Here is a 26,376-nt window from a genome sequence, read left to right as displayed (position 1 = left end):
CGCCGATCGGCTCGGTACTGAACGAATCGACGCGATGAAGTGGTTCACGCAGGCGCCGTCCGGCCACGGCAAACTGAAGTACCTTATCCGACTGATCATGGCGCGTAAGTCCTCACCTCGTTGCGGGCAGCACGAGGCGCGCATTCTGTAATGAACGAACGTCCTGGAATGCTTGTTGCATAGCCTACTTGTCCAGTGCGCAGACGCTGGGGAGGAAATATGTACGGCCATTCTTGCGAACCGTATCGGGGACACGGCGTTTACGTCGAGGTAACGGAGAATCAATCCGTGTCGTTCAACGGTGCCGAGCGGCGTTACGCAGTCGCGTGGTACGTGTATAAGCGGGGGCCCTTCATCCAGGCAAACGTGATTGCACGTTTTGCCGAGTCGGTTGAATTTTTGTCCGCTGACGAGGCAGTGCGTTACGCAGAGGGGCGCGCGCATACGTTCGTCGATTGCTCACGCGTCATCTCGAGGGAGTGACGTCGGGAGATTTTTTCGCAACAACGTGATCTACCGCGCAGTGTGACGCACAGGTACTCCCTGATTATTGATAGCGCTGACTCACCAGTGGCTGTATGAAGAAGTGGTCGGCACAGTGGCGTTTTGCGCCCCCGGCGTGAAAGTCCGATTTGAAGCCGGGGGAATGTCACCTGACGATGAGAGGAGTTCATCATGCTGCGGTGGATAGCCAGCTGGGCTGTACGCAACGCACTTACTCCGGAGAAGCAGGCCGAAAAAGCGTTGCGAGAATTGCGTCTGGAACTCTTCCAGGCTGAACAACGCATCCTTGACGCTCAGATGCACGCAGATTACTACCGAGCCCGTCTGGCCTTTTGTGAAGCGGTCTTGAAAGGCGGCATCGAGCAAGTAAGCGATCAGCGAAAGGAGCCGCAGACGGGCTGGCAGGCATTGAGGACAAGCCCCAAACTCACAGCGGCCCAATAGCCCAACCCGTTGTGTTGGCGGAGCGGCGACTCCTTCCAGATTTCGTCCTGCGCATCGCCCTCCTCGACGGCCTGCTGAATCCCCCAAGCGGACACACGCGTCCGGGGACGTCATAGGCCTTCGCTGCGGCGACGGCCTGTGCGACCTGCTCCCTCAGCATGTCGAGAGGAACGAGCGCGGGCGTGACCAGTGAACCCTGCATTGCTTCTCCACGGCGTTGCTCTTCGCTGCATGTTGCGCCGCAGAAAGTAGTCTGCTTGATCGGTTTAACCCTTGAGGCGCACTATGAAAGGTGCTGGCCGCATCCCCAGCCAAATCTTGGCGCGCATGTGGAGGGAAACATGTCCGAGCTCGATCAGAAGAGGGTCGTCGAGGTGCTAAACCAGATCCTCGAGTCAGAACTTGCCGGCGTTGTTCGTTACACACACTATTCATTCCTCGTATTCGGGTTCGGCCGCATTCCGATCGTTTCCTGGCTGAGAGAGCAGGCCGACGAGTCACTGCTTCATGCGCAGCAGGCCGGCGAATGGATTACAACGCTAGGGGCGTACCCATCCCTCGAAATTGGGCCGTTACTCGATTCCCACACGTTTGACATTGGCTCCATCCTCCGCGAATCGTTGGAAGCCGAGAAAATTGCGCTGAGCCTTTACCGCGACCTGTTGGAGCTGGTGCAGGATCAATCGGTCGCGCTCGAAGAATATGCGCGGCAGCTGATCTATGTAGAAGAGCTGCATGCTGGGGAGGTCGACAAGATGCTGCGGCGTCCGGGCGCAGTCGCGAAATCACCGGACGCTGTGCCTGGCACCTAAGACTTCCCAAACTTTCAAGCGGCGTACCACCTTCGACGCCCCCTTCGTTGCGATATTGAATAGCGGTCGTGGGCCAAATTGCTGACTGGGAGCTGGCCGTTTAGGGTCGGACAGCGCCCCCTGACTGCAAGCACAGACTGAATCTCCCTTCACCTGAAAGGAGATAGTCATGAAAGCGCCTCAAGAAGGAACCGCCGCCCGAGTACCTTGGAACAAAGGCAGGTTGACGGGGCAGAAGCCGCCGCTGAAGCTCAAGGAAATCTGGGCCATTCGCATCCGTCTGCAGCTTTCGGCGCGCGTCCGGGACGGACCTCGCTATATTTACTCTGGCCATCGACAGCAAACTGCGCGCGTGCGACCTGACCAAACTTAAGGTACGTGACATATGCCACGGGGAGCACGTCGCCAGTCGGGCGCCGATCATGCAGCGGAAGACGCAGCGACCGGTTCAGTTCGAGATAACAGAGCAAGCGCGGGATAGCGTTGACGCATGGATCAAGGCGGCCGGACAGGCAGCGCCAGACTTCCTTTTCTCAAGCCGCCTCTACGAGTCACCTCATCTCTCGACGCGCCAGTATTCGCGTTTGGTGCATCGCTGGGTTGCGTCGACCGGACTGGACGACACGGCATACGGCACGTCGCTGATTTATCGTCGGACGAAGAACCTCAGTGCTGTTCAACTCCTCCTCGGGCATACCAGGCTGGAGAGCACCGTGCGAGATCTTGGCATCGAGGTCGACGATGCGCTGGAGATGGCGGAGCAGAGGGAGGTTTGAACGCGAGCAGAGCAGGATGGCGGTTGGCCATCGGTCGCTGTCCGGCCAGGTGCGGTCATTGGACTGATGGTGCTAGATTGGCGACAATCTGAAGCGCCAAACTTTGGGGACTCCGACATGATCGTTAAATTCATCCTCGAAATCATCGATGCGGCCACCGCGTGTCCTGCAAAGAGCTTTCCGATCGAACTGCCAGATCCGTCTGTCGTTTCCTCTTTACTGGAGGACGAGGAATTTGATGCACGTTGTGTCTATGAGTTAGACGCGCACGAGACGGCGAGAATTTCAGCGTATTTCGGTTTCTCGGTTGGAGAATCGACCTCAGCAATTCTGAGACCCCGTCATTGGCTTGACGACCTTCCTTACCAGGTCCACACAGATCGGGAGCTTGCGCTGATGCTTGACGGCGTGAAACCCTTTGCCGCTTTCGCCGACGAATATCCATCGTTGACAGACGACAGTGTGATTCCAGAGCGGCTATTCGACCCTTATGTGGCGGCTGGACGATTTGTAAAGAGAGAGTACGTCGGAACAAAGGTTCTCAAAGGCTACCGTACAAGGCGCGTTTTGTATGCGCGACCGGACGAAGCGTGGCGGATCGACGCCTATATACTTCTTTGGCATACAGGAGAAGTGACTGGCTGGAACGAATCGCTTGAACGCATGGAGGGGTTCCTTCTAGGTTACGAGGAGTGGCAGACAGACGCATACATTCGCGCGGCCAAAGCACGAATGGGTACAAGCCAGCAAAACACCTCATGACTGGCGACGGTAGTAAATTGCCGAAGGTAGCCGCTCATAACGACACTTTTGGGGTACCGCGAATGGCAGTTATCGAAACTCTGATGGATATAGCAACCGCTGACGTCGAGCTTTTGCGCAAGCTTGACGCCCGAGGGGATAATTTCAGCGTACATCGTGACGTCTCCTTTCTACTGCATGCGCCCTCCGGAGAGAAAGCTTCGATTGCGGCAGGCTTCGTCAATGACTACCGGTATGGGGTTGCCACGGTGCAACAATCAGATGGCGCTCACAGCGTTCTGGTCGTCGTTCACATGCCAATCCAACAGCACAACATCCTATCCGTTTCTGGGTTCATGACTTGTGTCTGTGAAATATTCGGGCTGGACTATGACGGGTGGGGGTGTGTCGTTCAGAAGCTTGCCTAACCAAGCGGGGCTTTAACAGCTTTAATTCAAGCGAAGCAAACCGTTCGCCGAAAGCCTGAGTTCGCTGCCAAGAGGAGTTATGAGAAACAATCTGTCAAAAAAAGAAGCTGCGCTGCGGAGCTTGGTCGTCGGCGACATTTTCCATGCCCGCTTTATTCCAAGGTGCAATCCAGATCACGAGCCGAGCCTCATCTGCCTGGTGACGTCTGTCACGAACGACAGCCTTTCGGCGAGGACTGTAACGACCCAAGTCAACTTTCGGTTCAATCTGATGACGGGTCTGTCGGAATCATTCGATGAGGGAGTCTATATATCGAAGGAAGGTGAAAAGCTTGCATGCGAAATTGATTCGATTGCGCCTCTGCCGATTGATACCCATAACGTCGTGCTAGGGCTCGACAGGAAATATCGGCTCGGCGTACACAGTCGAAATCCCGACGCGAAGTTGACCGATGCCGAGAAGAAGGCGTTGCTATTCATCGCTAAGCATTATCCAGAGAACCCGCTTTGATCGAATCAACGGTGAACAAGCCGGAACTGATGGAACGGGTCGTGCGTGGTGCCTTCGTTACACACTCAATGTGTCAGTACGCAGCCTCGTCCACCATTGAGATGCCATTCCACATTGTCAAGCAACCCCAAGGCCACGCGCTCGTCGGTCGGCGCGGAAAGTCAAGAAGGCGGCAGCTCGGTCATCAGGCGCGACGACCGCTTTTGAGAAGACTGAACGTCTTGAACGGGCCGACTGCCGCCGATCGCCGAAAGGCAGCGACCGGCCATTGAATCGCAAGAACATCCCGCTTTTGAGCGATTGCTTTTGTGTGCAGCGTGGGTTGGACCCCAAAGCCCCGTCATACAAGGAGGAGGCGCTGGTGCATCATCAGCATATGTTGCAGAACGCGGCCCGGATGGCGGAGTGGTTGGACGGCCGAACGCGTTCTGACGCAGACCTCGCCCGCACGCCGCTGTTATGCGAGGGGCAGAAATCGACCCACATCCTATTCGGTAACATGTTTGATCTCGGCAGTTTGACGCCACTTCAAAGCTGCCGCTCAACTCGGCTCACCGCTAGACGCCCGCTCCTCGCGCGCCACGGTTGCCTTGTTCCGCTTGCGCTTCGTTGCGCTCATGGTGTTGCAACGACCACCCGAATGTGGGCTCGGCATCGACACACGAGCCACCACGTCGGCGCATCCCTTTCGACAAGGCCGTCACGGAGGCGCCAACCGGCCACTGCGCCGCGCCTGCCGGTGTTTGTCGCGTTCCGCCAGCAGCAGCGGCATCAGTTCCTCGGCGTATTTTTTGGCGTCACCACGCGTGGCCACCTGGTGGAAGCGCTGATGTGCCTTATGGCGCCCAACCAGGGCGATATGGGCTTTCCTCAGCACATGCAGGAAGGCAATCAGACTGGTGCCGTCGCGCAAAGGCTCGTTGTCGCGCGGATCTGGGGAGGGTGCTTGGGCCATGGTCAGATCCTTTGCGGGCAGTCCGCGCGGCAGGTCGTTGTGAGCAGGGACAGCAGGTTGCTGGCGTTCCGGTCGCGGTCGGTCAGCGCCGGGAGGCCGAACAGTTGCTCGACGGTTGCGAGCACCGAGCCGTGGTCGTACACCGTGTGGTCGACCTGGCCTTGTGCCACCCAGGGCGACACCACGATCGCGGGGACGCGCACACCGTAGACATCGAACAGGAATCCATTCGTGTTCAGGGTCGAGGCCGCGCCGTCGTTCGGCGGGACCGCGGCGCCGGGTTTGACCGAGTCGTAAAATCCGCCGTGCTCGTCATAGAGGATCACGAGCAGGCTGCTTTCCCACTGCGGCGAGTTGCGGATCGCGTTGTAGACGCGGGCCGCGAGCTGGTCGCCGCCGGCTAGACCGTCCATTGGATGCTGCGAGCTTCCGCCCTCGTACGTATCGTGCGCGATGTCACCGTAGTTCGGCTCAATAAATGTATAGCGGGCGGTGTAGCCTGCCGCGAGGTCGGCCTCGAAGTGCGACAGGTCGTCGACGTCAAAGAAGCTGATGCCCTTGATGGACGAGACCTGCGGCACGCGCCCCGACAGCGAACCCGAGTCATCCTGGTAGAGACGGTAGTTGCCTTTGACCAGCGCATCAAAGATCGAACCTTTCGGGTAGGCAAAGCCGTCCACGGCCTCCCATTCGCCCATTTCAGCAGAGGTCGGCGAATGGTCGAGGCCGGCCGAGGACGCACCGTGCACGAAATACCGGTTCGGCCAGGTCGGGCCGGGCAGCGATGAGCGCCAGCCGTCGCACAGCACGAACTGTGTCGCCAACTTGTACAGCCCGGGCGACTGGGTAGCGGTGTTGATACCCAGCATAATCTTGCCCACGTCGGCGGTCTGTGGCGGATTGCCTTCGGTCCGGGTCGTCGCGTAGTTCGAGGCGAAGCCGGAGTTGTTGACCGGCGGGTAAGCTCGCCCGTTCGGGACCTGGACGCCCGCACCGCAAAGCTGTTCGACCACATCCGTGAACTCATGTCCGGGGTCGGTGGGCATCTGGTCGGGCGCGTCGCCGCCGAACGGATAGTCAGTGCCGCCGTAGGTGTTGGCATTCCCGGACGTGGCCGCGACGATGCCGGGTATGCCCGACAGTCCAAACAGGTGGTCAAACGATCGGTTCTCCAGCATCAGCACGAACACATGCTGGATGGGAGTCTGGACCGGCGCGGATGCGGTCGGTGCGTTTGCATTCATGGAGCCTCCTCCTGTCGTTTATCGGCCGTGGACTAAGGGTTGCCGTTGATCAAAGCGTCTACTTGAGTAGTGCGTAGTGTTGATCGCGGGCGGTAAGTCGGCCTAAGCGGCCACCCGTGATCCGCCCGCGGTCATCCTGTTTCAACGTCTGCTTTTGAGAGATTCAGGCGACCGTGAGCTTTGCCGGACGCCCAAACCAGGTTCTCGCTCACGGCTACCGGCTGACTCCGAGATCATCGAAACGCTTCGCGCGATAAATCAGAATCGATGCAATCCGGCTTGGCGCGAAGATACTGATAATCACATAGCCAAAGGTACCGAAGTTGTTGTTCAACGCGCCGGGCTTTTCATCTAGGCTTGACCGAAACAAAGCTGCGTGCGTTGTTGCGCTGTATGAGCACCGCTATCTCCTTGCCTGCCTTTGCTTCCAGCGCTGCCACTTCCGCCAGCGTTTCGACCAGCGTGCCGTTGAGCGAAAGGACGATATCGCCGGGCTGGATGCCAGCGCGCGCCGCCGGCCCCTCGACCCTGTCCACCATCAGACCTACGGCAAGGTCGCGGGCGTGCAGCTCGTCCTGACTCAGCGGATGCATGATCAAGCCCAGGCGATCCGTTGCGCCACCTTCGCTTTGCCGAGCCTGGGGGCTTTCCGCGGACGCGCCGACCATGACCGTCGTCGTCATCGGTCTTCGATTGCGGATCAGCTTGAGTGTGGTTTTCGTCCCGGGCAGCAGATCAGCAGCAGCCTCGCCGAGTTCGGCCGAGCGGTCAATCGTCTTGTCGCCGATCTGTATGATGACGTCACCTGGCTTGAGGCCGCTCGAGGCGGCCGGTGTGCCGGGCGCGACGGAATTGACCAGCGCACCTGCCGGTCGCGGCAGGCCAAAGGCCACCGCCAACCCGGGGCCGACGTCCTGTACCTCCACGCCAAGGCCGCCCGGAGATGTCGCGCGCAGGGCTAGCACCTGCGATCGCACCTTGGCCGCCAGGTTGATCGGGATGGCGAAGGTCAGGCTGGGGGTCCTGTCCGAGTCCGCATAAATCTGCACGTCGATGCCGATCACCTCGCCTGCACGGTTGAACAGTGGGCCACCCGAATTGTCCGGGTTGGCGGAGACATCGGTTTGAAAAAACGGCAAACTACTTCCGTCCGGGAGCGTGCGGGAGGTGGCGCTGACAATGCCGGCGGTAACGGTATTCTCGAAGCTGTCGGGCGACCCGATCGTCAGAACCGGTTCACCGACGCGTACCCGCGACGAGTCCCCAAGTTTGACGGTCGGAAGCTTTGTGGCATCGACCTGAATCACCGCGACGTCGCTCTGAGTGTCGACCGCCAGGACCTTCGCTTTGAATTCGCGTCGATCGGTCAGTCTGACCGTTAGTTCGGCGGCTTGATCCACCACATGAGCGGTAGTCAGAATGAGGCCGTCGGGGCTAACAATGAAACCGGAGCCGGTACCGGTGATGACGCGTGGCGAACTGTCCTGAGATGTCTGCGAGCGCGGCACCATGCGCTTGACGAACGCTAGAAGGGGATCGTCGGCATCGATTGCCGGGAGAGCCGTCAGCGACGATTGCTGCTCCGGGGCAGTCGCGCTGATATTCACGACGGCGGGTCCGTATCGCTCTACGATGGTCGGGAAGTCGACCGGTGCTGAAGCGTTGGCCGATGAAACCCGCTTTTCTTTCGCAGGCAGCGGAGCCGCGCCCGCGGCGTTCGCCGTCGGCTGCAGGCAAGGATAGCAAGAGATAAACACAGCTATCACGGCAGCGTGGAACAAGGTGCGAGCAAGAGTCCGGTCAAACACAGTGCGCCTCCGTAGCGGGTGTTATGCACGGGCCGGGCGCGTGAAGCGCCGGTGCGAAAAAGCGTGACCCTCGCCTAGTATGATTTATAGCGGAGCAACAGGAAAATTGTAGGTAGCGCTATTCCTGGGAGACGTCTGCTGAGCTTGCGTGCTGGCTGCAAGCCTTGTGCAAGCTCAGTGGGCGTAGAATGCCGCCTTCCCAGACATCATCCGCGACTGACTCGCGAACCGAGCCCGCCTCATGAACAAGCCACTGCGCAAGAAGAACCCGACTCTCGGCATTGCTGTTTTTATCGTGGTCGCGGTGTTGCTGGTGATCGCCACGCTCTTCTATAACGCCATCACCGAAAAGCGCGATTTCGACCGTCAGAACGCGCCGGCGCCTTCGATTGCGTCTGGTGCGGCCGCTGTCGCAGCCAAAGCGGCGAGCGGCGCTTCGCAATAACGCGCTGAAGGGCGGCGCATTGTGCCGCGGCGTGTTTCGCCGTGGCACGTCGCGGTATTCGGAGGTTTCACTCCTCCGGCAGGCGAATCACGCTCGCATCCTTGCGAATCAGCGCGGACGCCGCCAGCATCTGCTTGCATTGATGCGCCAGCAATTTAAGATCGTGCACGGCGTCCGCCGAATAGCCCGGCGATTTCTCCGCTTCGACCACCATCGCATCCAGCTCACGCGTCAACTGCCTGATCTGCTCGCCCTGATCGGCGGGCGGCGCGTTGCCTGCCTCGGCTTCGGTCAGATTGTCGCGGACGATGCTCAGCGCGCGTTGCAGCGGCTGCAGCGAGACGCCTTCCGGTTGTTGCGCCGAGGTGCGCAGCAAGGGCGCCGCCACCGTGATCTGTGAGGCGAGCACGTGGCTGCGCACTAGCAAGCCGTTCAGTTCCGGCACGAACTTCTGCGCCGACTTGGGTTCCAGCATCATGCGCTGGAACGCCTGGCCGAGATTGGCAAACGCCACGTGGACGTTCTTGCGCGCGAGCCGGTAGCGATAGTCTCGATCGAGTGCGGTAGCGGCGGCTGCGGCGGCAGGAGACGCGGCAGCGGCTGGTTTGGCTGGGGTGGCGCTGACGGCAGTGGCGCCCGGATTCGTACCTCCGCCATCACCAGCGCCACTAACCGCACCTGCATTCGCACCAGCGCTCGAACCCGCATTCGCACCGGCAACCGCAAGTGCCGGCGTGCCGAACCCGATCGCCGGGTCCGCCATTGCCGCGGCCGGCGCACGCGCGCCGGCTTCGGTCACGGTCGCCGCAACCGCAGCGGCTGGTTTGCCGCTCCACCACCAGCTGGCTTCCAGATACTGGCGGGTCGCGTTGATCATGTTGTTGACGAGCTTGCCCATCAACCGGTATTCCCAGTACGGGAACAGATGGCTCGCCGCAATCGCGATCGCGCAGCCCACCACCGTATCGATGGCCCGTTCGCCGATGATGCGCATGCTGCCCGGCGCGAGCAGATGGAACATCAGCAACACATACGACGACGTGAACACTACGCTCGCGGTGTAATTGAACAGCAGCAGGCTGTAGCTCATCACCATCGACGCAAACATCACCACCAGCAGGATGTGCGGTTCCTTGACGAACACCATCAGCCCGATGCTGGCCGCGCAGCCGATCAGCGTGCCGACGATCCGCTGCCCGTTGCGCTGCTTGGTCAGCGAATAGCCGGGCTTCAGAATGATGACGGTGGTCATCACGATCCAGTAGGCATTGGTGAGCGGCAGCAGGCGGCCGAGCCAGAAGCCGACCGCCACCGCAATCGTCACCCGCAGCGCGTGACGGAAGCTCGGCGAGGCCATCGTCAGATTCGAGAATATCTGCCCGAACGGCACGCGGCGGCTCGATACGAAGCGCGAAAGCGCCTGGTCGAGGCGCAGTTCGGTTTCGGTGACGCGGGCGTCGCTCGACAGGCTCTTGCGCATCTTGTCGATCAGCCGCGTCGCACTCCAGATGCGCCGGAACGTGGCCGACACCGCCGAGTAGGCCTCAGGGTTTCTGGACGGCAGATCCTGCTTGCGCATCAGTTCGATCTCGAACTCGATGGCGCGCAATTCGGCTTTCACATTCACGCGTGTGCGCGGTGCCTGGTTTTGGAGCACCGCGAGCCCGATTTCTTCGAGATCGGCCGCGGATTTGCGAATCAGATCGCGATAGAACACCAGCAGATCGGAACCGCCGAACGTATTGCGCACCAGCGGGTAGTCGGTATGCGTGCCGACAAACAGCTCATGCAGATCGACGGTGTTGATGAACAGATTGAACAGCATCGCGCGGCGCGGTTCGAGCCGGCCGGTTTTCAGCTTCGGCAGGTTGCGCAGCACGATGTCGCGCGCGGCCTCCTGGCGATCGACCGCGGCGATCTGCTTGTCGACCAGATTGCGATAACACTCGTCGAGATCGTTATCGAGATCGTAGAACGCCGCGCGCGCGAGCAGATAGTCCGCGCATGCAAACACGCTTTCGGCGAGCGCCTGCTGTTCGATGCGATGCATCATCCAGCGGCTCACGAGGGTCGACCAGTAGGTGTACCAGAGGCCGCCCGCCAGAATCCACGACGCATTGACGAGCGCCTGCATCGGCGTGAAATGCTCCTCGAGCGTCATGATCATCATGAACAGCGTGGCGAAGCTGATCTGCGGCCAGCGGTTGCCATACACAACGATCAGCGACAGCACGAAAGTCAGCGGTACGACCGTGCACCACAGCGCCACCGAGTTGACCGTGGCGAGGCCGGTGGCGAGTGCGGACAGGAAGCCGATCACGCTGCACGCCAGCATTTCGTTGTGCTTGTACTTGAGCGGTCCCGGCATATCGACCACGCACGCGCCGAGCGCGCCGGTCGCGATCGTGAAGCCAAGCTCGCGATCGTGAAATACGATCAGGCACAGTACAGCCGGTAACGACACGCCGACTGCGATGCGCAGGCCGCCATAAAAGTACTGGCTATAGAGGAATTTTTTTATCTCGACCGAATAGCGCATCGACTGCCAGGATTCCATTCACAGAGAAAACAGCGGTTGAAGGGACAGACCCAAACTGCCGTCGAGTCTAACTGATTTTGTCGGCGATCCGACCTCGTCCGTTTGGCCGGGTTATGCCCTGGTAGCGCGTTTGTTATGCTGTCGCCTCGATGTCTGTTGCGGCCCGACTGTTCCGTTCGCGCCGCGCGCTTACCCCGACTCCATGCTCCAGCTCTTCTACTCGAACCGCTACGAAACCCTTGTCGGCGCGTTGCTCGACGACCTGGCGCGAGCGCCCTCCGATCCCTGGGCCGCGCAGCCCGTCATCGTTCCGAGCGCGGCGGTGCGGCGCCGGCTCGAGCTCGATATCGCGGCTCGCCAGGGGATCTGCGCAAATGTAAATTTTGGTTACCTCGCGCAATGGCTGTGGACGCAGATCGGCGGCGTGATCGAGGTGCCGAAGCATTCGCCGTTCGCACCGGACCGGCTCGTATGGCGTTGCTACCGGCTGCTGGGGGATGAAGACGCCGCGCTGCCGTGGAACGCATCGCCGCGCCTGCGCACGTATCTCGATGCGGCCGATGCGTCGATGCGCTACGAACTGGCGCGGCGCGTGGCCACGGTGCTGGACCACTATCTGACCTATCGCCCGGAGTGGCTGCTGCAATGGCAGAAGGGCGGTTCGATCTTCGCCAGCGGCGCCGCGGACGACACCGGCCCGCGTCTGACTGGCGCGAGCGAAGCGGCACGCGAAGACGAGCGCTGGCAAGCCGCGCTGTGGCGTGCGGTGCTCGCCGAGGTGGCGGGCGACGCGCAAACGCCCGCGGCCGCATTGCCGCCCGCCTATCGCTTTCTCGACGAGATCGGCACGCTCGATCTCGAAGCGATCTCGAACGCGCAGTGGCCCGAAGCCGTCAGCGTGTTCGCGCTGCCGACCATGCCGCCGCTGCACGTCGCGTTGCTGCGCGAACTGTCGCGCTGGGTCGATGTGCGTCTGTACGTGATGAACCCGTGCCGCGAGTTCTGGTTCGACGTCGTCAGTGCGGGGCGAGTCGAAGCGCTCGACGCAGCCGGTCAGCTTGACTATCAGGAAGTCGGCCATCCGCTGCTGGCGGAGTGGGGCCGCCAGACCCAGGCGCAGCTGCACATGCTGCACGAGTTGACGGAGAGCGCCGCGTCCGGCGAGACCGGCGACTTCACCGCAAACCCCGCGCCGAGCTGGCTCGCCGCCGTGCAGAACGGCATTCTCGATCTGCGAGCGGAAACGGACACCGACGAGCTGCCCGTCGAGCGCGGTATCGAAGTACACGTGTGTCACAGCCTGTCGCGGCAGCTGGAAGTGCTGCATGACCGCCTGCTCGGCTGGTTCGACGAGTTCGACGGCCTGCAGCCGTCCGACGTGCTGGTCGCCGTGTCCGATCTCGCGGCGGCCGGGCCGCTGATCGATGCGGTGTTCGGCACCGCGCCGGCCGGCGATACGCGCCGCATTCCGTATCGGATCACGGGGCTGCCGCCTTCGCAGGCGAATTCGGTGGCGCGCTTGCTGCTCGACTGGCTGGCGTTGCCGGAGCGCAGCGTCGGTGCGCCCGATCTGATCGAATGGCTGCGGGTGGATGCCATCGCGGCCCGTTACGGGATCGACGCAAGCGCGCTCGAAGCCGCGCAGGAATGGCTTGCGGCAGCCGGCGCGCGGCGCGGGCTTGCGCCGGTCGAGCCGGTCGGCGAACACGTGCCGGTCGCGCGCCACACTTTTGCCGACGCGCTGACGCGTTTGTATCTCGGCTACGCGATGCCTGACGGCGGCGAGCCGGTCGACGCGTGGCTGCCGGTTGAAGGCGCGGACGGCTCGGACGCCGAACTGCTTGGCCGGCTGTCGCGTTTCGTCGACGATATCGACACTTTCGCGCAGCGTTGCGCGGTCGAACAAACGCCTGCCGAATGGACGCAACTGCTGCTCGAAACACTCGCGCAGTGTTTCGACGGCGGGGTCGAGTTCGCCGATTCGCTGGCCACCGTGCGCGACGCGATCGACAAGATGGGCGACGCGATGGAGGCCGGCGCGCAAGACGTGGCGCTGCCGGCCGCCGTGGTGCGCGGCGCGCTCACCGAGGCGCTCGACGACCCGGCGCGCGGCGGCGTGCCTTGGGGCAGCGTCACGTTCTCGTCGCTGACCAGTTTGCGTGGCTTGCCGTATCGCATCGTCTGTCTGCTTGGCATGGACGACGGCGTGCTGCCGAGTCTCGCGCGCGCCGACGAGTTCGACCTGATGGCCGCCTTCGGCAAAGCCGGCGACCGGCAACGCCGCGACGACGAGCGCAACCTGTTCCTCGATCTTTTGCTGGCCGCGCGCGACCGTCTGTTCATCGCCTATACGGGCCGCAGCATCCGCGACAATGCACCGTTGCCGCCCGCCGCGCTGGTCGACGAATTGCTCGATCATCTCGCGCAGGTATCGGCAGGCTCGGCGGGCGAAGACGCGAGCCCCGCGGAGATCGAAGCCGCGCGGCATGCGTTTATCGTCGATCATCCGCTGCAGGCCTTCGCATCGGACTATTTTTCGTCGCAGCACGGGCTCTTCACCTACGACACCGATCGTGCGGAACTGGCGAGTTTGCTGGCCGCGCCGCAAGCTTCTCCGGCTGCGCCGTTCTTCGATCGACCCTTGCCGGCCGAAGACGCCGCTCCGGTTGCCTTCGACGAATTCGTGCGTTTCTGGCGTCATCCGGCGCGTGCCTTGCTGCGCGACCGGCTGGGTATCGTGTTGTCGGAGGCGCAGGGCGAACTGCTCGACACCGAGCCTTTCGAACTCGACTATGCGGGCCGTGACGCATTGGCTGAGCGTCTATTGCCGGTGCTGCTCGACAGCGATCTCGAAGACGATGACGGCAGGTTCGAACGCGTGCGCCGCGTCGCCGAAGCGAGTCCCGAGTTGCCGGGCGGCGCGACCGGCGCTGTGTGGCGCTCACGGGAACTGGGCGCGCTGCGCCAGCTCGCGGACAGCGTGCGCCGCGAAGTGGCCTCAGGTGTCGAACGCTTGCCGTTCGTGCTCGATATCGCGCCGCGCTGGCCCGATAGTGCCGACAGTGCCAACAGCGGCGACATGGCGGATACGCTCTTCGGCCCGCATGATGCAGCGCTTCGCAATGCCGCCGAAACCCCGTTGCAACTGCACGGCACCTTGAATTTGCTGACCGAAACAGGACAAGTGATTTTCCGCTACGCCAAACCCACCGCGCGCGACTACCTGTCCGCATGGCTCGCGCATCTGGTCTATTGCGCGGCGTTGCCTTCAGGCCCGCGCCGCACGGTCTGGCATGGCAGCGGCGAGCGTTTCGAGTTCACGCCGGTGGCCGCGCCGCTCGATCAACTGGCGCCGCTTGCCGCCTTGTTCAGAGCGGGACGCAGGTTGCCGCTGCGCTTTTTCCCGAAGAGCGCCTGGGCCAAGGTCAGCGAGAGCGACTCCGCCGCCCAGGGCGTATGGATCAACGACCGTGTGCGGGGCGAATCCGACGACCCGGCTTTGCGCATCGCGCTGCGCGGCACGCCGCTCACGCTCGACGAACCGTTCGGGAGCCTCGCGTCGATCGTCTTCAAGCCGCTCGTCCAGCATCTGCGGAGCGCATCATGAGCGGCGCGCTTCGGAACGACGCGCTGGCCGCCGGGGAACTCGACGTTTTCGCCTGTTCGCTCGACGGCGTCAACCAGATCGAGGCGTCGGCGGGAACCGGCAAGACCTGGAACATCTGCGCGCTGTACGTGCGGCTGCTGCTCGAAAAGAACTTCAACGCCGATCAGATCCTCGTCGTTACCTTCACGAAGGCGGCGACCGCCGAATTGCACGAGCGGATTCGCGGCCGGCTCGCGGAACTGCACCGGGCCATCGAAGCCGACGACGACGGCGGCGATCCGTTCATCCAGCGTCTCTTTGAGACGACCCTGGCGCCGGAGCGGGGTATCGAGCGCGAGGACGCCTTGAAGAGGGTGCGCCGCGCGCTGCGCACCTTCGACCAGGCCGCGATTCACACCATCCACGCGTTCTGTCAGCGCGCCTTGCAGGAAGCGCCGTTCGCCGCCGCCATGCCGTTCGCGTTCGAGATGGAAGCTGACGACGCCGCACTGCGTTTCGAAATGGCCGCCGACTTCTGGCGCGAGCAAGTGGAACCGGTGGCGCATGCGCATCCCGCGTTTGCCGCATGGCTGGTGGCGAGGCGCGCCGGCCCCGCATCGTTCGACGAACAACTGGCGCGGCGTCTGAAAAAGCCGCTCGCGCAATTGCGCTGGGGCAGTGTCGATGCAGACGGAAGCACAGCCGATCCGCAAGCGGGTTTCGACGCCGCTAGCGAGGTCTGGCACGCGCAGCGCGACGCGATCGTCAGTTTGCTGGCCGAGGCGCAGGACCGTCTGAGCAAGACCTCGCACAAGCCGGAAGCCGTCAGCGCCGCGATCCAGGCATGGGCCGACTACTTCGCGCAGGGCGATCCCCATGCACCGCCGCCGCGCGCCGCATTGAAGCTGACGGCGTCGGCGTTGAAGAAGGCCACCAAGGTCAAGTTCGAACCGCCCGAGCATCCGTTCTTCGTGCATGCCGACGAACTGGCGGCGGCGGTGGCCGCGGCCGAAGCCGCGCAACGCGCGCGCTGGCTCGAACTCGTGCAGGTCTGGCTCGACTACGCGCCCGCCGAACTGGTGGCGCGCAAGCGCACACGCCGCGTGGTGTCGTTCGACGATCTGCTGTCCAATCTGTATCGCGCGCTGGCCGCGCATCCGTGGCTTGCCGATGCTTTGCGCACGCGCTATCCGGCGGCGCTAATCGACGAGTTTCAGGACACCGATCCGCTGCAGTTCGCGATCTTCAGCCGCATCTTCGCGCCGGCCGGGCCGCTGTTCCTGGTCGGCGATCCGAAGCAGGCGATCTACAGCTTTCGCGCGGCGGACCTGCATACCTATCTGGCGGCGCGCGCGGCGGCTTCGGCGTGCTACACGCTGGCCGTCAATCAGCGCTCGACCGCGCCCATCGTCGCGGCCTGCAATCGTCTGTTCGAAGCTAACCCGCAGGCATTCGTGCTCGACGGGCTCGGCTATCAGCCGGTGCGTGCGGGCGAGCGGCGCCGGCCGCCGCTGTCCGACCCCGAGGCGAACGCGGGCGACTTCCGGATCTGGACCTTGCCGCAAGGCGACGCTGCGTTGACCAAACGCGAGGCCCAGCGCGCGGCGAGCGAAGCATGCGCCGCCGAGATTGTGCGGCTCCTGCGCGGCGCGCGCGAAGACACGGTGACGATCGGCGGCGCGCCGCTCGCGCCGGGCAACATTGCGGTGCTGGTGCAAACGCATAAGCAGGGCAGTCTGATCAAACGCGTGCTGGCGGCATGGGGCGTGGGCAGTGTGGAACTGGCGCAGGCCTCGGTGTTCGCCACGCTCGACGCCGAGCAGATCGAGCGCGTGCTGGCCGCTGTCGATACGCCAGGCGATCTGCGCCGCTTGCGCGCTGCGCTCGCCACCGATTGGCTGGGCCTCGACGCCGCCGCGCTGTGGCATCTGGAGCAGGTTGCCGACGCGCCCGCACCGGCCGGCGATCCCGCGCACGCCGCCAACGCAATGGGCTGGGTCGAGCGCTTTTCGCGCTATCGCACGTTGTGGCATGAGCGCGGCTTCGCAGTGATGTGGCGCACGCTGATGCGCGAGTTGCGGGTCGCGCAGCGGCTGGTTGCCGGACCCGACGGCGAGCGGCGTCTGACGAACGTGAATCATCTGGCCGAACTCGTGCAGGCGCGCGCCGCCACGCAGCCGGGCATCGCGCCCACGTTGCGCTGGCTGGCCGCGCAACGCGAGCAAGGCGGCGGTGAAGATGCGCAATTGCGGCTCGAGTCGGATCGCAACCTCGTGCAGATCGTCACCGTCCACAAATCGAAAGGGCTCGAATATGCGGTCGTGTTCTGTCCGTTTCTGAACGACGGCGCGCTGCGCGATCCGCCGTCGTCGGGTTTGCCCGATGCGCGCGAGTATCACGACGAAACGGGCGACGCGGTGCTGCACTACGGCTGCGATGATGACGAAGCCGAGCGCGCGTCCCGTTACGCGGCGCGCGAACAGGCGGCCGAGCGGGCGCGGCTCGTCTATGTGGCGCTGACACGCGCGGTGTATCGCTGCTACCTGGTCGCCGGCACGTACGTGTCGTCGCGCTCCACCAAGGAGTCGCGGCGCAGCGTGCTGAACTGGCTGGTGGGCGGCAGCGGGCACGGCTTCGACGACTGGCTTGCCGATCCGCCCGACGAAGCAGCCTTGTCCGCCCGGTGGCAGGCGCTGGCCGGCGGCCCGATTGCGCTGCAAGCCTTGCCCAGGGTCGAGCGCCGCGTGCCGCTGGAAAGCATGCAGGACCGCGGCGCGCGGATGCAGGCGCGCGTCAGTCGCCGGCCGCTGCGCGACCAGTGGCGCATGGCGAGCTTCAGCGGCCTGATCGCCGCCGGCAGCAAAGTCGAAGACATGCAGGCGCCGGCCGAAGAGGTGCGGCCCGACCACGATGAGATTGCCGACGCGCTCGCGCCTGCGCCACTGGCAGCGCCGCAAGCGCCGTCCTACGCAGCGGACGACATTCTTGCGTTTCCGCGCGGCGCGGCGGCGGGCGACTGTCTGCACCGGATGTTCGAACTCGCGGACTTCACCGCGCCGCACACGTGGCCGGACGCGATCCGGGGTGCGTTGCGCGAGCGTCCGGCGCCGGCCGTGCCGGAACTCGCGGCGCGCTTGCCCGCGATGATGCATAAGCTGATCGCCGATGTGGTGTCGACCGAACTGCTGCCCGGCATGGCGCTCGCGAAACTGAATCCGCGGCGGCGTCTGAACGAACTCGAGTTTCTGTTTGCGGCGCCGTCGCTCGATTTTCCCGCATTGCGCGAGTTGCTGATCGAGCACGGATATCCCGACGTCGCATTGGAGCCGGGCGTGTTGCGCGGTTTCGTCAAAGGATTTATCGACATGATCGTCGAGCACGACGGACGTTTCTGGATCGTCGACTGGAAGTCGAACCATCTGGGCGACACCGCCGCCGACTACGCCGCGGCGCCGCTCGAAGCGGCCATGGCGAGCCACGCGTATCACTTGCAGGGGCTGCTTTATACGGTCGCGCTGCATCGCTATCTGAATACGCGGGTGCGCGACTACGCGTACGACACGCACATCGGCGGCTATCTGTATCTGTTCGTGCGCGGCGTGCGTCCGGAGTGGCGCGACGCCGACGGGCCGGCCGGCGTGCACATGCGCCGGCCCGCATTCGAACTGGTCGCGTTGCTCGACGCGGCGATGATCGGAGGTGCGGCATGAGCACATTCGACCAGACGCCGCTTGCGCCGCCGGCGCTCGACGATATCGAGGTGAACGCGTCCGGGCCGGCCGATTTCAGCACCGCGCTCGCCGAAGGGTTCGCCCGCCGAATCGGTGCGCTGGCGCGGCGTAGCGGCGCGCCCGCAGAGGCGGCGAAGTGGGCTGCGCGTGCGGCCTTTGCCGCAAGCCGCGCGACTGCCGAAGGGCACGTTTGCGTGCCGCTCCCAGTGCTCGCGCGGCGTTTCGAGGCCTCGAGCGCCGAGGTGCGCGCGGCGCTCTTCGCCAGCGGGATGGCCAGCGACGGTTCGCAAAGCGCGGCGGCATTGCGGCCCCTGGTGATCGATGGACAAGGTCGGCTTTATCTCGCGCGCTACTACGATTACGAGCGGCGGCTTGCGCGCTCGCTGGTCGCCCATGCTGGGGCGGGTACGAGTGTTGACGAGGCGCAAGCGGCCACCACCGCGCAAACCCTGCACGATCGGCTGCTGCGCTACTTCGGCCCGCCGCGGGACGACGCGATCGACTGGCAGCGTGTCGCCGCGGTCATGGCTTTGTCCGGACGGCTCACGATCGTCAGCGGCGGTCCGGGCACCGGCAAGACCACTACCGTGGTCGGCGTGCTGGCCTGCCTGCTGGATGCACGCGCAGATCTGCGCATTGCGCTGGCTGCGCCGACCGGCAAGGCGGCCCAGCGGATGCAGGAAGCCTTGCTCGCGCGCGCCGGCGATTTGCCGCCGGAACTCGCCGCGCGGCTGCCGCAGACCTCGTACACCTTGCATCGGCTGCTGGGTTCCGGGCCGGGCGGGCGCTTCCGGCATCACCGAGACAATCCGCTGCCTTACGACGTGGTCGTGATCGACGAGGCGTCGATGATCGACGTCGCGATGGCGGCGCATCTGCTCGATGCCATTGCGCCGCGCACGCGTCTCGTGATGCTCGGTGACAAGGACCAGCTAGCGGCCGTCGAGGCCGGCGCGGTGTTCGCCGAACTCAGCGCGCGGCCGGCTTTCACGCGCACAGGACTGCAGCGGATCGCCGACGCACTCGGTACCGAGGCGGCGCGGCTCGCGCAGACATTGCCGGGGGCGCCGAACGGCTTCGATGCGGGACCCGACGACCTCTTCGCGCATGCCGGCGCGCCGGACGGTTTCGATGCGTCATCGCCCAACCTGTTCGCCTACGCGGACGAAGCAGGCGTCTTCGGCGGGCCGCCCGACGATCTGTTCGCAAGCGCTTCCGCGCCGGCGCCAGCATCGGCATTGCTGCCCGCGCAGAGCCCGCTTGCCGACAGCGTGGTCTGGCTCGAACGCAACTACCGATTCGGTCTCGAATCGCCGATCGGGCGCTTATCGCTCGCGATCCGCAACGGCTCCGCCGAGGCGGCGCTCGACGTGTTGCGCGTCGATCCTGCTGAACCCTGCGCCGCGGCGCTGCACGAAGACACCCAGGCGACGCTGGCCGAGCGCACCGTCGCGCGTCTTGCCGCGGGCTTTGCGCCGTATGCCGGTGCGCTTGCCGCGGCGCTTGCAGCCGGTACGCCGGATCCGCTGCCGCTCTTCGATGCGCTGAACCGTTTTCGCATTCTGTGCGCGACCCGTTCGGGGCCGCGTGGCGTCGATCAGGTGAATGCGTCGATGGCCGCGCAGGTGCGGCGCGCGGCGGGCGTGACATTGGCGGTCGGCGCACAGTGGTTCGCCGGCCGGCCGGTGATGGTGACGCGCAACGACTACGCGCTCGGTTTGTTCAACGGCGATATCGGAATTGCGTTGCCGGGCGCCGGCGGCGCATTGCGGGTGTACTTCCGCACCGGCGACGGCGGTTTGCGCGCCGTCTCGCCGGCGGCGCTCCCGCCGCACGACACCGCCTTCGCGCTGACGGTTCACAAGTCGCAGGGCTCGGAGTTCGAACACGCGGTGTTGATGCTGCCGTCGGTGTTCAGCCGGGTGTTGTCGCGCGAACTGGTTTATACGGCGATTACCCGCGCGCGCGAGCGGGTCGAAGTGGTCGGCGCGCGTGCCGTGCTGGCGCAGGCCATCGCGACGCCCACACAGCGCGACTCGGGACTGGCCGCACGAATAGCCGAGGCGTGGCGCGGCGCATAGATGGGAGATGGCGCGCGCAGTGAGGACGGCGCGTAGTGAGGACAGTGTTAAGGACGATAAAGGCGGCGTGCCGCTCAGTTCACGATACCGCCCGGCTGCACGTGCACCTCCGCCCGGCTGCGCATGGTCTTGCGATACCACACCGTCCACAGCGTCAGGCCGCCGTAGATGCCGTAGCCGATGAACGGCGAGACCACCAGGAAACGCTCGATCGGCCACGTGAGGGCCATCCACGCACGCAGCGCCGTTTCGCCGGTCAGGCCGACGCCCCAGACCAGCGTCATCAGCCGCAGCGAAGCGGCGAGAGCAGGGTGCTCGCGCCACAATGCCTCGAAGCGGGCGGCGCCGCCCTCCATTTCACGGGCGACGGTGGCGCGCGCAAGATAGAAGATCAGTGGGCGGCGCATCGGCAAGGACAGCAGAAACACCACGCCCACCGCGCCAGACACCAGCGATTCACGCAGCAACAGCATGCGTGGACTGCCGCCCAGCGCCATCGCCGCGACCGACAGCACGATGCCCGCCACGACTATCACGCTCAGCGCGTCGACGCGGCGCAATCGCGCCAGCTCGATCAGGCTCCAGATAATCGGCGGCGCGGCGGACGCGATCAGCGCGCCCGTTTCGCCCAGATGAGGCAGCGCGAACCGGTAAGCGAGCCACGGCAGCAGGAAGTTGACGGCCAGTTCCAGTACAAAACCCGGGCGGAGCTTCATATTAATTTACGCTGTAAGCGGAAAATGGCAGTATCGATGAATAGGTTGTTCGCACGCAAATAGTTTTTCGCATCGGCGGGCGCGGCCGATAGCGGTTGGGTCGCCGATGGTAGTCGATGGTAGTCGGTAGTCGGCAGCGCCCTGTGTACACTTGCATCTCCTAGCCCTTTATTGCGTCATGACCTCCCGTTATCCGATCCCGCCGAATGAAATCGAGTTGACCGCAGTGCGCGCGCAAGGGGCGGGCGGTCAGAACGTCAACAAGGTGTCGAGCGCCATCCATCTGCGTTTCGACGTCCAGGCTTCGTCGCTGCCCGAGGTGCTGAAAATGCGCCTGCTTGCGCTGTCCGACCATCGGCTCACGCGCGACGGCGTCGTGATCATCAAGGCGCAGGAGCATCGCACCCAGGAGATGAACCGCTCGGCGGCACTCGCGCGGCTCGACGAACTGATCGAAAGCGTCAGCGTGACGCGCAAGCCGCGCGTCGCGACCCGGCCGACGCGCGCGTCGAATCTGCGCCGCCTCAACGGCAAGGCGCAGCGCAGCGAGATCAAATCCGGCCGCGGCCGGGTGGTCGACTGAAGGAACTGGAAAATCCGCTGGCGCGGGCGGTCATGCCGGCATAAAACGGCCTGGCGAACGGCGAACGGCGAACGGCGAACGGCGAACGGCGAACGGCGAACGGCGAACGGCGAACGGCAAACGCTCAGCGCTTGCCGCCCCGGCCCGTGGAACGCGTGCGGGCGGGCGAGGGTGTCGGCACGAAGTCGACACATAGCACGTGGGTACCGTCGCAGTCGAACGCGATCGCCGCGGTGTAGCAGTCTTCGCCGTCGGCCAGCGAATAGTGCGGACCCATCATTGCGACGCGCCCCGGAGCGGCCAAAGCGTGCTTGAAATAGGCACGCCGCGACCAGTTGCTGCGCGTGTTGGCGTAGAGCGGCGCGAGCCGCGGCGGCGGCGACGGCACCGCCGCCGCTGTCACCGACGGCTGAGTCTGTTCGCCCTGACTGTCGGTGACGAACACCCGGCGCGCCTCGTGCAAATGCCAGACGTTTTGCGCCGCCTGCTGCAGATCGCCGGTCGCTTTGAACGTGTCGGCGGCGGCCAGCACCGCTTCGGCGAACCCCTCGAAGCCGAGCCGCTGGTGGCCAGCATGCGCGCGTTCGTAGTCGGCGAACTTGCTCCACATCGACTCGATCAGCGCGGGCACCTTCGCACACGCGGCCTGCACCGAGCCCTGCGGCTGGCCGAGCCAGAAACCCTGCACGAAATCGACGTCGGCCTGCATCAGGATCATCAGTTCTTCGTCGGTTTCGACGCCTTCGGCCAGCACCAGCGTGCCGGACTGATGCAGCATCGCGATCAGGTGGCTGATCATCGAGCCGTCGCCCTCGCGCTTGCCGGCACGCGCCACCAGCGAGCGGTCGAGCTTGACGATGTCGGGACGGAAGCGCCACACGCGGTCGAAGTTCGAGAAGCCGGTGCCGAAGTCGTCGATCGCGATCAGGAAGTCGCGCGGCTGCGAAGCGGCGAGCATGCTCGCGACGGCGGATTCGTCGTCGGCCGGCTGTTCGAGCACTTCGATCACGATGCGCTCCTGCGGCAGGCCGAAGTGCGCCGAAAGCTCGTCGATGAAGGCGCGTTGCGGCCAGCCGGTTTCGAATACCTGCGGGCGCGTATTCAGGAAGAGCCAGCCGGTCTCGATGCCTTGCTCCATGAAATTCGCCACGTGCAGGCAGCGCGCGATGCGGTCGAGCTCGCGTGCGTCGGCGGCCGAACGCGTGCCGGAAAACAGTACCTCCGGCGACACTGGCAAGCCGACCGGATCGAACGCGCGCAGCAGCCCCTCATAGCCGACCACGCATTGATGCGTCACCGACAGCACCGGCTGGAACACGCTGTGCAAGGTCAGCGCGCGCCACGTCGCGGTCCAGCCGGACTCGTCCCGGACCAGATGGGGGAGCAGGCCGCTCAGGGTCAATTCGCTGACGGTTGGCATAAGGGCGGACATGAGAGCGGGCATAAGGACATCGCAGCAAGCGGCGGGTGACGGGGCGCACAAACGGATTGTGCGCGCGATAGATGCAAAGCCCAAGCGCCGGCAGGGGGAGGCAGGCAAGGCTCGGGAACGCGGAGAGCGATACCAGCCATGCTGGACTCCGGCGGATTAGTCAAAACCAGTCTAACAGCTCGCACTTCGCATGAATGTGCGGGTTATCACAGACGCGGGCAACGGTGGATTCGCGGCAAACCGGCCGCCGGAACGCGAGTTCGACACGGCGCCGCAGGCGTCTGCGTGTGATTCGCCGGTGTTTGCCTCGGGCATCTGAGCCTCTGAGACTGGCCCATGAATCGCGCGGATGAAGCCGAACCTATGAAGCCGAACCTATGAAGCCGAACCTTATAAAGCCGAACCTTATAAAGCCGAACCTTATAAAGCCGAACCTTATAAAGCCGAACCTTATAAAGCCGAGCGTATCAGGGCGGTAAGCGGATGCCCGCCAAACTCCAGGCAAGGACGGTGCTCAGACGTTTGGCGGGTGGCCGGTCCTGGCCGCCTGCACGTTTGCCGGGTGGCGGGTATGCTGCTGCTTTTCGTGAAATGGAGTCAAGCATGGCGGAAATCGCGGTGGTCGCAATCTCGGTGGCAAAGCCGGGCTATGAAGAGCAATTGCGTGAAGCGCTTGAAGGCATCGTCGGGCCGACCCGCAAGGAGCAGGGCGCGCTTCAATACGACTTGCATCGCGACGTGGAGGAGCCGCGCCGGTTCGTGTTTGTCGAGCGCTGGGAAAGTCAGGAGGCGTTGGCCGCGCATGCCAGATCCGCGCATATTCAGGCTTACAGGAAAGCTGTGGCGGATTGGGTCGAGCATGCGGAAATTCGCGTCGTGTCGAAGATCGCGTAGCGAGTGCGTTGCAGGGTGAGCGCGAGATGCAGAGCGGGATGTGAAGCGGGATGTGAGGCGAGGCGCGAAGCGGAATGCAAAGCGGATGAAAGGCGGTTCAGCGCGATGTGAACCGCCCGGTAACGGCGAGCGAGCCGCGTGGCCCGATTGGGCTTGTGCTTCGCTCGCCGTTTGCTTTTAGTGCGTCGCTTGCGGGACGTCGAGAATCAGGATGATGGTCCAGTCGGCGTCGCCATCGTGATGATATTGGCGCTCCGCGACGATGAACGGTTGCTGCTTGCCGTCCGGGCCGAGAAACAGCACGTCGCCTTCCATCGGCAGGCACTCGACGGGCGGCAGCGCGAGGAACGCTTCCTGACCGCCGCGCGGCATCAGTTTTTCGATTTTGCGGGATGCTGCTTCAGTCCATTCGATATCTAGCTGGATGTTGCTCATGCTGTCCTCCGCACCAAGGTGCGCACGGGTTAGGGGGATTCCGGCTGGGCTTCCGGTCGGTGCGCGACTTTAGCATACCGTCCGCCGCGCGCAGGCGCGTGTGGAACCCGGTAGCGCTTCTTTAACGAAGCCCAGGCCGGCGCGCCACGCATCGCACGTTCTCAGGTCCTTCTCGAGTCCATTAGACAACAAAAAAGCCGAAGCCGGCGGCGCCGGCTTCGGCTTTTCACCTTCGCGGCGAGGCCGCGGGTGACACTGTCAGCTACGCTTACGAACTCGCGGCCTCGGCCTTGGCCGCCTTCTTATGATGCGGGGCAGCTTTGTGATGTTTGGCAGCCGGCATGGCCGGCGCGCTTTCCATTGCTTGCTGCCGGTTTTGCAAATCTTGCGCACGCTGTTCGACGTCAGCGGCCTTGGCCGGATCGGTGCTCATCATGACGCCGTTGTCCTGCGCATAAGCCGCGCCCGTTATGGCGCTGAGGGAAACCAGGATCGCCAGGGACACTTTCTTCATGTTACCTCCGTAGAGTGGTTGTGGACCCGAGTATTTGCCTGTCCAATCGGAAAGACAATGCATTCTAGCCAGCAATATCCGCTCCAGCGGACGTTTGTAACGGCGTTGACAATTGGTTACATCTTGTTACGCACCGCCCACGGTCCGCCCACAGCCAATACCGGGCGCGAGATTCCGTATAGCACGCTGCTGTGTCTTGCTCGTGTTTAAAAATCTTCGTATCGCTAAATAAAGCGCTTTTCATTACAGCGGTAATTCAGAACCATCCGATTGCACGGTAGACGTGAAACTGTGCAATCCCAACCAGTTCGTGCAGTGCAATTTCCGCACTCACAAGATTGTCATAACACGGTAGTAGACCGAGATGTGCGCGCCGCGCACTGGAAATCAATGGTTGCGGTGCGAGCCCAAAGCGATGGAAGTCGAGCAATGCGCGAGGCATCTGATACGCGGAGGTAACGAGTATCAACGAATCGTAGCGTGTGCGTTCGACGATAGCCGATACGTTGCGCGCATTTTCGTACGTCGTGCGGCTGCGGTTTTCCAGCACGATATCCGCGCGCGGCACCTGTTTGCGCAGCAGGTAGGGCAGGTAGGTATCGGCTTCGGTCGCGCGATGCCGCTGTGGGTTGCCGCCGCTCACGATCACCGCGCACGTCGCCGCGGTGCGCTTGCAGGCGGCGTAGTTGTCGGCGCTGACCGCGATGCGCGCAAGCACGTCGCGCGGCGGAACCAGTTCGTCTTCATCGTCGTACTCGGTGCCGCCGCCCAGCATGATGATCGCCGTGCGCGGCGCGAACGTCGCGGGTGCGTTCGTCTGCCGATGCGGCTGCGCCAGTTCGAGCAACGGGGCGGTTAGCCAGCCGGCGGCGAGCAGCCAGAACAGGGCAAGCGTGCAAATGGCAAGGTGTCGGCGGACGCGTTTCCATAGCACGATTGCTGCAAAAAAAAGCGCTAATAAAGTGAATAGAATCAATTTAAATGGGGTAACGTATGACTTTCGGGACAATCCACCAGCTTGCTATCGCGCCGCAGCGGTTGCATCGTCGGCTTGTGGACAGAACGCTATCATGCGTCGCGACGGGGGTCCTGAAAACGAGACCAAGCAGAACCTGGCGGGAGCTGGCGGCATCGCATACGTACAGCCGGCTTTCAGTCACGGGCGGTGCTATGCGCATCACTGGTGGCGCGGTGACG

The 26,376-nt window shown here is 63.7% G+C and carries 20 protein-coding genes and 1 pseudogene; 12 read left to right on the top strand and 9 right to left on the bottom strand.

Features of this window, described 5'->3' with window-relative positions:
• Positions 1-675: 675 nt before the first annotated feature.
• The 6 genes and pseudogenes from AC07WT_RS12425 to AC07WT_RS12400 all read left to right on the top strand — a co-directional run bounded on the left by AC07WT_RS12425 (position 676) and on the right by AC07WT_RS12400 (position 4,216).
• Entirely contained in the window at positions 676-948 is a 273-nt protein-coding gene (locus AC07WT_RS12425; protein WP_429364378.1) for a hypothetical protein, read from the top strand.
• A gap of 341 nt (positions 949-1,289) precedes the next feature.
• Positions 1,290-1,760: a ferritin-like domain-containing protein gene (locus AC07WT_RS12420; RefSeq protein ID WP_494947320.1), complete on the top strand. Its 471-nt coding sequence runs from the start codon at positions 1,290-1,292 to the stop codon at positions 1,758-1,760.
• Between the two features lie 169 nt (positions 1,761-1,929).
• Positions 1,930-2,536 (top strand): annotated as a pseudogene (locus AC07WT_RS12415) (tyrosine-type recombinase/integrase).
• Between the two features lie 117 nt (positions 2,537-2,653).
• On the top strand, positions 2,654-3,298 hold the full coding sequence (locus AC07WT_RS12410) for a hypothetical protein (protein WP_494947319.1): 645 nt from the start codon (positions 2,654-2,656) through the stop codon (positions 3,296-3,298).
• Positions 3,299-3,360: 62 nt separating this feature from the next.
• On the top strand, positions 3,361-3,705 hold the full coding sequence (locus AC07WT_RS12405) for a ribonuclease E inhibitor RraB (protein ID WP_494947318.1): 345 nt from the start codon (positions 3,361-3,363) through the stop codon (positions 3,703-3,705).
• A gap of 79 nt (positions 3,706-3,784) precedes the next feature.
• A complete protein-coding gene (locus AC07WT_RS12400; protein ID WP_494947317.1) occupies positions 3,785-4,216 on the top strand; it encodes a hypothetical protein in 432 nt (143 codons plus the stop codon).
• A 700-nt stretch (positions 4,217-4,916) separates the two neighbouring features.
• Here the strand turns inward: AC07WT_RS12400 and AC07WT_RS12395 are convergent.
• From AC07WT_RS12395 to AC07WT_RS12385, 3 genes are all read right to left on the bottom strand, one after another.
• On the bottom strand, positions 4,917-5,171 hold the full coding sequence (locus AC07WT_RS12395; RefSeq protein ID WP_494947316.1) for a hypothetical protein: 255 nt from the start codon (positions 5,169-5,171) through the stop codon (positions 4,917-4,919).
• A gap of 2 nt (positions 5,172-5,173) precedes the next feature.
• A complete protein-coding gene (locus tag AC07WT_RS12390; protein ID WP_494947315.1) occupies positions 5,174-6,415 on the bottom strand; it encodes an alkaline phosphatase family protein in 1,242 nt (413 codons plus the stop codon).
• Between the two features lie 347 nt (positions 6,416-6,762).
• Entirely contained in the window at positions 6,763-8,223 is a 1,461-nt protein-coding gene (locus AC07WT_RS12385) for a trypsin-like peptidase domain-containing protein (RefSeq protein ID WP_494947314.1), read from the bottom strand.
• A 241-nt stretch (positions 8,224-8,464) separates the two neighbouring features.
• On the opposite strand from AC07WT_RS12385, the gene AC07WT_RS12380 reads away from it, so the two are divergent.
• Positions 8,465-8,668, top strand: a complete 204-nt coding sequence (locus AC07WT_RS12380; RefSeq protein WP_494947313.1) for a hypothetical protein — start codon at positions 8,465-8,467, stop codon at positions 8,666-8,668.
• Between the two features lie 67 nt (positions 8,669-8,735).
• On the opposite strand, the gene AC07WT_RS12375 is transcribed toward AC07WT_RS12380, so the two are convergent.
• Complete coding sequence (locus AC07WT_RS12375) at positions 8,736-11,207, bottom strand: FUSC family protein (RefSeq protein ID WP_494947312.1); 2,472 nt, start codon at positions 11,205-11,207, stop codon at positions 8,736-8,738.
• Positions 11,208-11,409: 202 nt separating this feature from the next.
• On the opposite strand from AC07WT_RS12375, the gene recC reads away from it, so the two are divergent.
• From recC to AC07WT_RS12360, 3 genes are read left to right on the top strand one after another with little or no spacing between them, the layout of a single operon-like run.
• On the top strand, positions 11,410-14,814 hold the full coding sequence (recC, locus tag AC07WT_RS12370; protein ID WP_494947311.1) for an exodeoxyribonuclease V subunit gamma: 3,405 nt from the start codon (positions 11,410-11,412) through the stop codon (positions 14,812-14,814).
• Complete coding sequence (gene recB, locus AC07WT_RS12365) at positions 14,811-18,503, top strand: exodeoxyribonuclease V subunit beta (RefSeq protein WP_494947310.1); 3,693 nt, start codon at positions 14,811-14,813, stop codon at positions 18,501-18,503. Before recC ends, recB begins: the two co-directional genes overlap by 4 nt.
• Positions 18,500-20,605 (top strand): AAA family ATPase, encoded by a 2,106-nt coding sequence (locus tag AC07WT_RS12360; protein ID WP_494947309.1) that lies wholly within the window; start codon positions 18,500-18,502, stop codon positions 20,603-20,605. The genes recB and AC07WT_RS12360 overlap by 4 nt, the downstream gene beginning before the upstream one ends.
• 74 nt (positions 20,606-20,679) lie before the next feature.
• On the opposite strand, the gene AC07WT_RS12355 is transcribed toward AC07WT_RS12360, so the two are convergent.
• On the bottom strand, positions 20,680-21,321 hold the full coding sequence (locus AC07WT_RS12355; RefSeq protein ID WP_494947308.1) for a VC0807 family protein: 642 nt from the start codon (positions 21,319-21,321) through the stop codon (positions 20,680-20,682).
• A 178-nt stretch (positions 21,322-21,499) separates the two neighbouring features.
• Between AC07WT_RS12355 and arfB the strand changes: the two genes are divergently transcribed.
• Positions 21,500-21,904, top strand: coding sequence for an alternative ribosome rescue aminoacyl-tRNA hydrolase ArfB (gene arfB, locus AC07WT_RS12350; RefSeq protein WP_494947307.1), 405 nt, complete (start codon positions 21,500-21,502; stop codon positions 21,902-21,904).
• Positions 21,905-22,028: 124 nt separating this feature from the next.
• On the opposite strand, the gene AC07WT_RS12345 is transcribed toward arfB, so the two are convergent.
• Positions 22,029-23,324 (bottom strand): sensor domain-containing phosphodiesterase, encoded by a 1,296-nt coding sequence (locus AC07WT_RS12345; RefSeq protein ID WP_492591676.1) that lies wholly within the window; start codon positions 23,322-23,324, stop codon positions 22,029-22,031.
• A 615-nt stretch (positions 23,325-23,939) separates the two neighbouring features.
• Here AC07WT_RS12345 and AC07WT_RS12340 point away from each other — a divergent pair.
• Positions 23,940-24,230, top strand: a complete 291-nt coding sequence (locus AC07WT_RS12340) for a putative quinol monooxygenase (RefSeq protein ID WP_492591654.1) — start codon at positions 23,940-23,942, stop codon at positions 24,228-24,230.
• Between the two features lie 177 nt (positions 24,231-24,407).
• Here the strand turns inward: AC07WT_RS12340 and AC07WT_RS12335 are convergent, their stop codons facing one another.
• From AC07WT_RS12335 to AC07WT_RS12325, 3 genes are all read right to left on the bottom strand, one after another.
• The gene (locus AC07WT_RS12335) at positions 24,408-24,665 is read right to left on the bottom strand and encodes a hypothetical protein (RefSeq protein WP_007182306.1); all 258 of its coding nucleotides are present in this window, start codon (positions 24,663-24,665) and stop codon (positions 24,408-24,410) included.
• Positions 24,666-24,933: 268 nt separating this feature from the next.
• A complete protein-coding gene (locus AC07WT_RS12330; protein WP_494947306.1) occupies positions 24,934-25,179 on the bottom strand; it encodes a hypothetical protein in 246 nt (81 codons plus the stop codon).
• 256 nt (positions 25,180-25,435) lie between these two features.
• Positions 25,436-26,155, bottom strand: a complete 720-nt coding sequence (locus AC07WT_RS12325) for a YdcF family protein (protein ID WP_494947305.1) — start codon at positions 26,153-26,155, stop codon at positions 25,436-25,438.
• Positions 26,156-26,376 lie beyond the last annotated feature (221 nt).

The organism is Paraburkholderia sp. GW821-FHT02A12 (assembly GCF_059422005.1).
The sequence above is the reverse complement of the archived record's forward strand: the minus strand, read 5'-3'. Positions and strand labels throughout refer to the sequence as shown.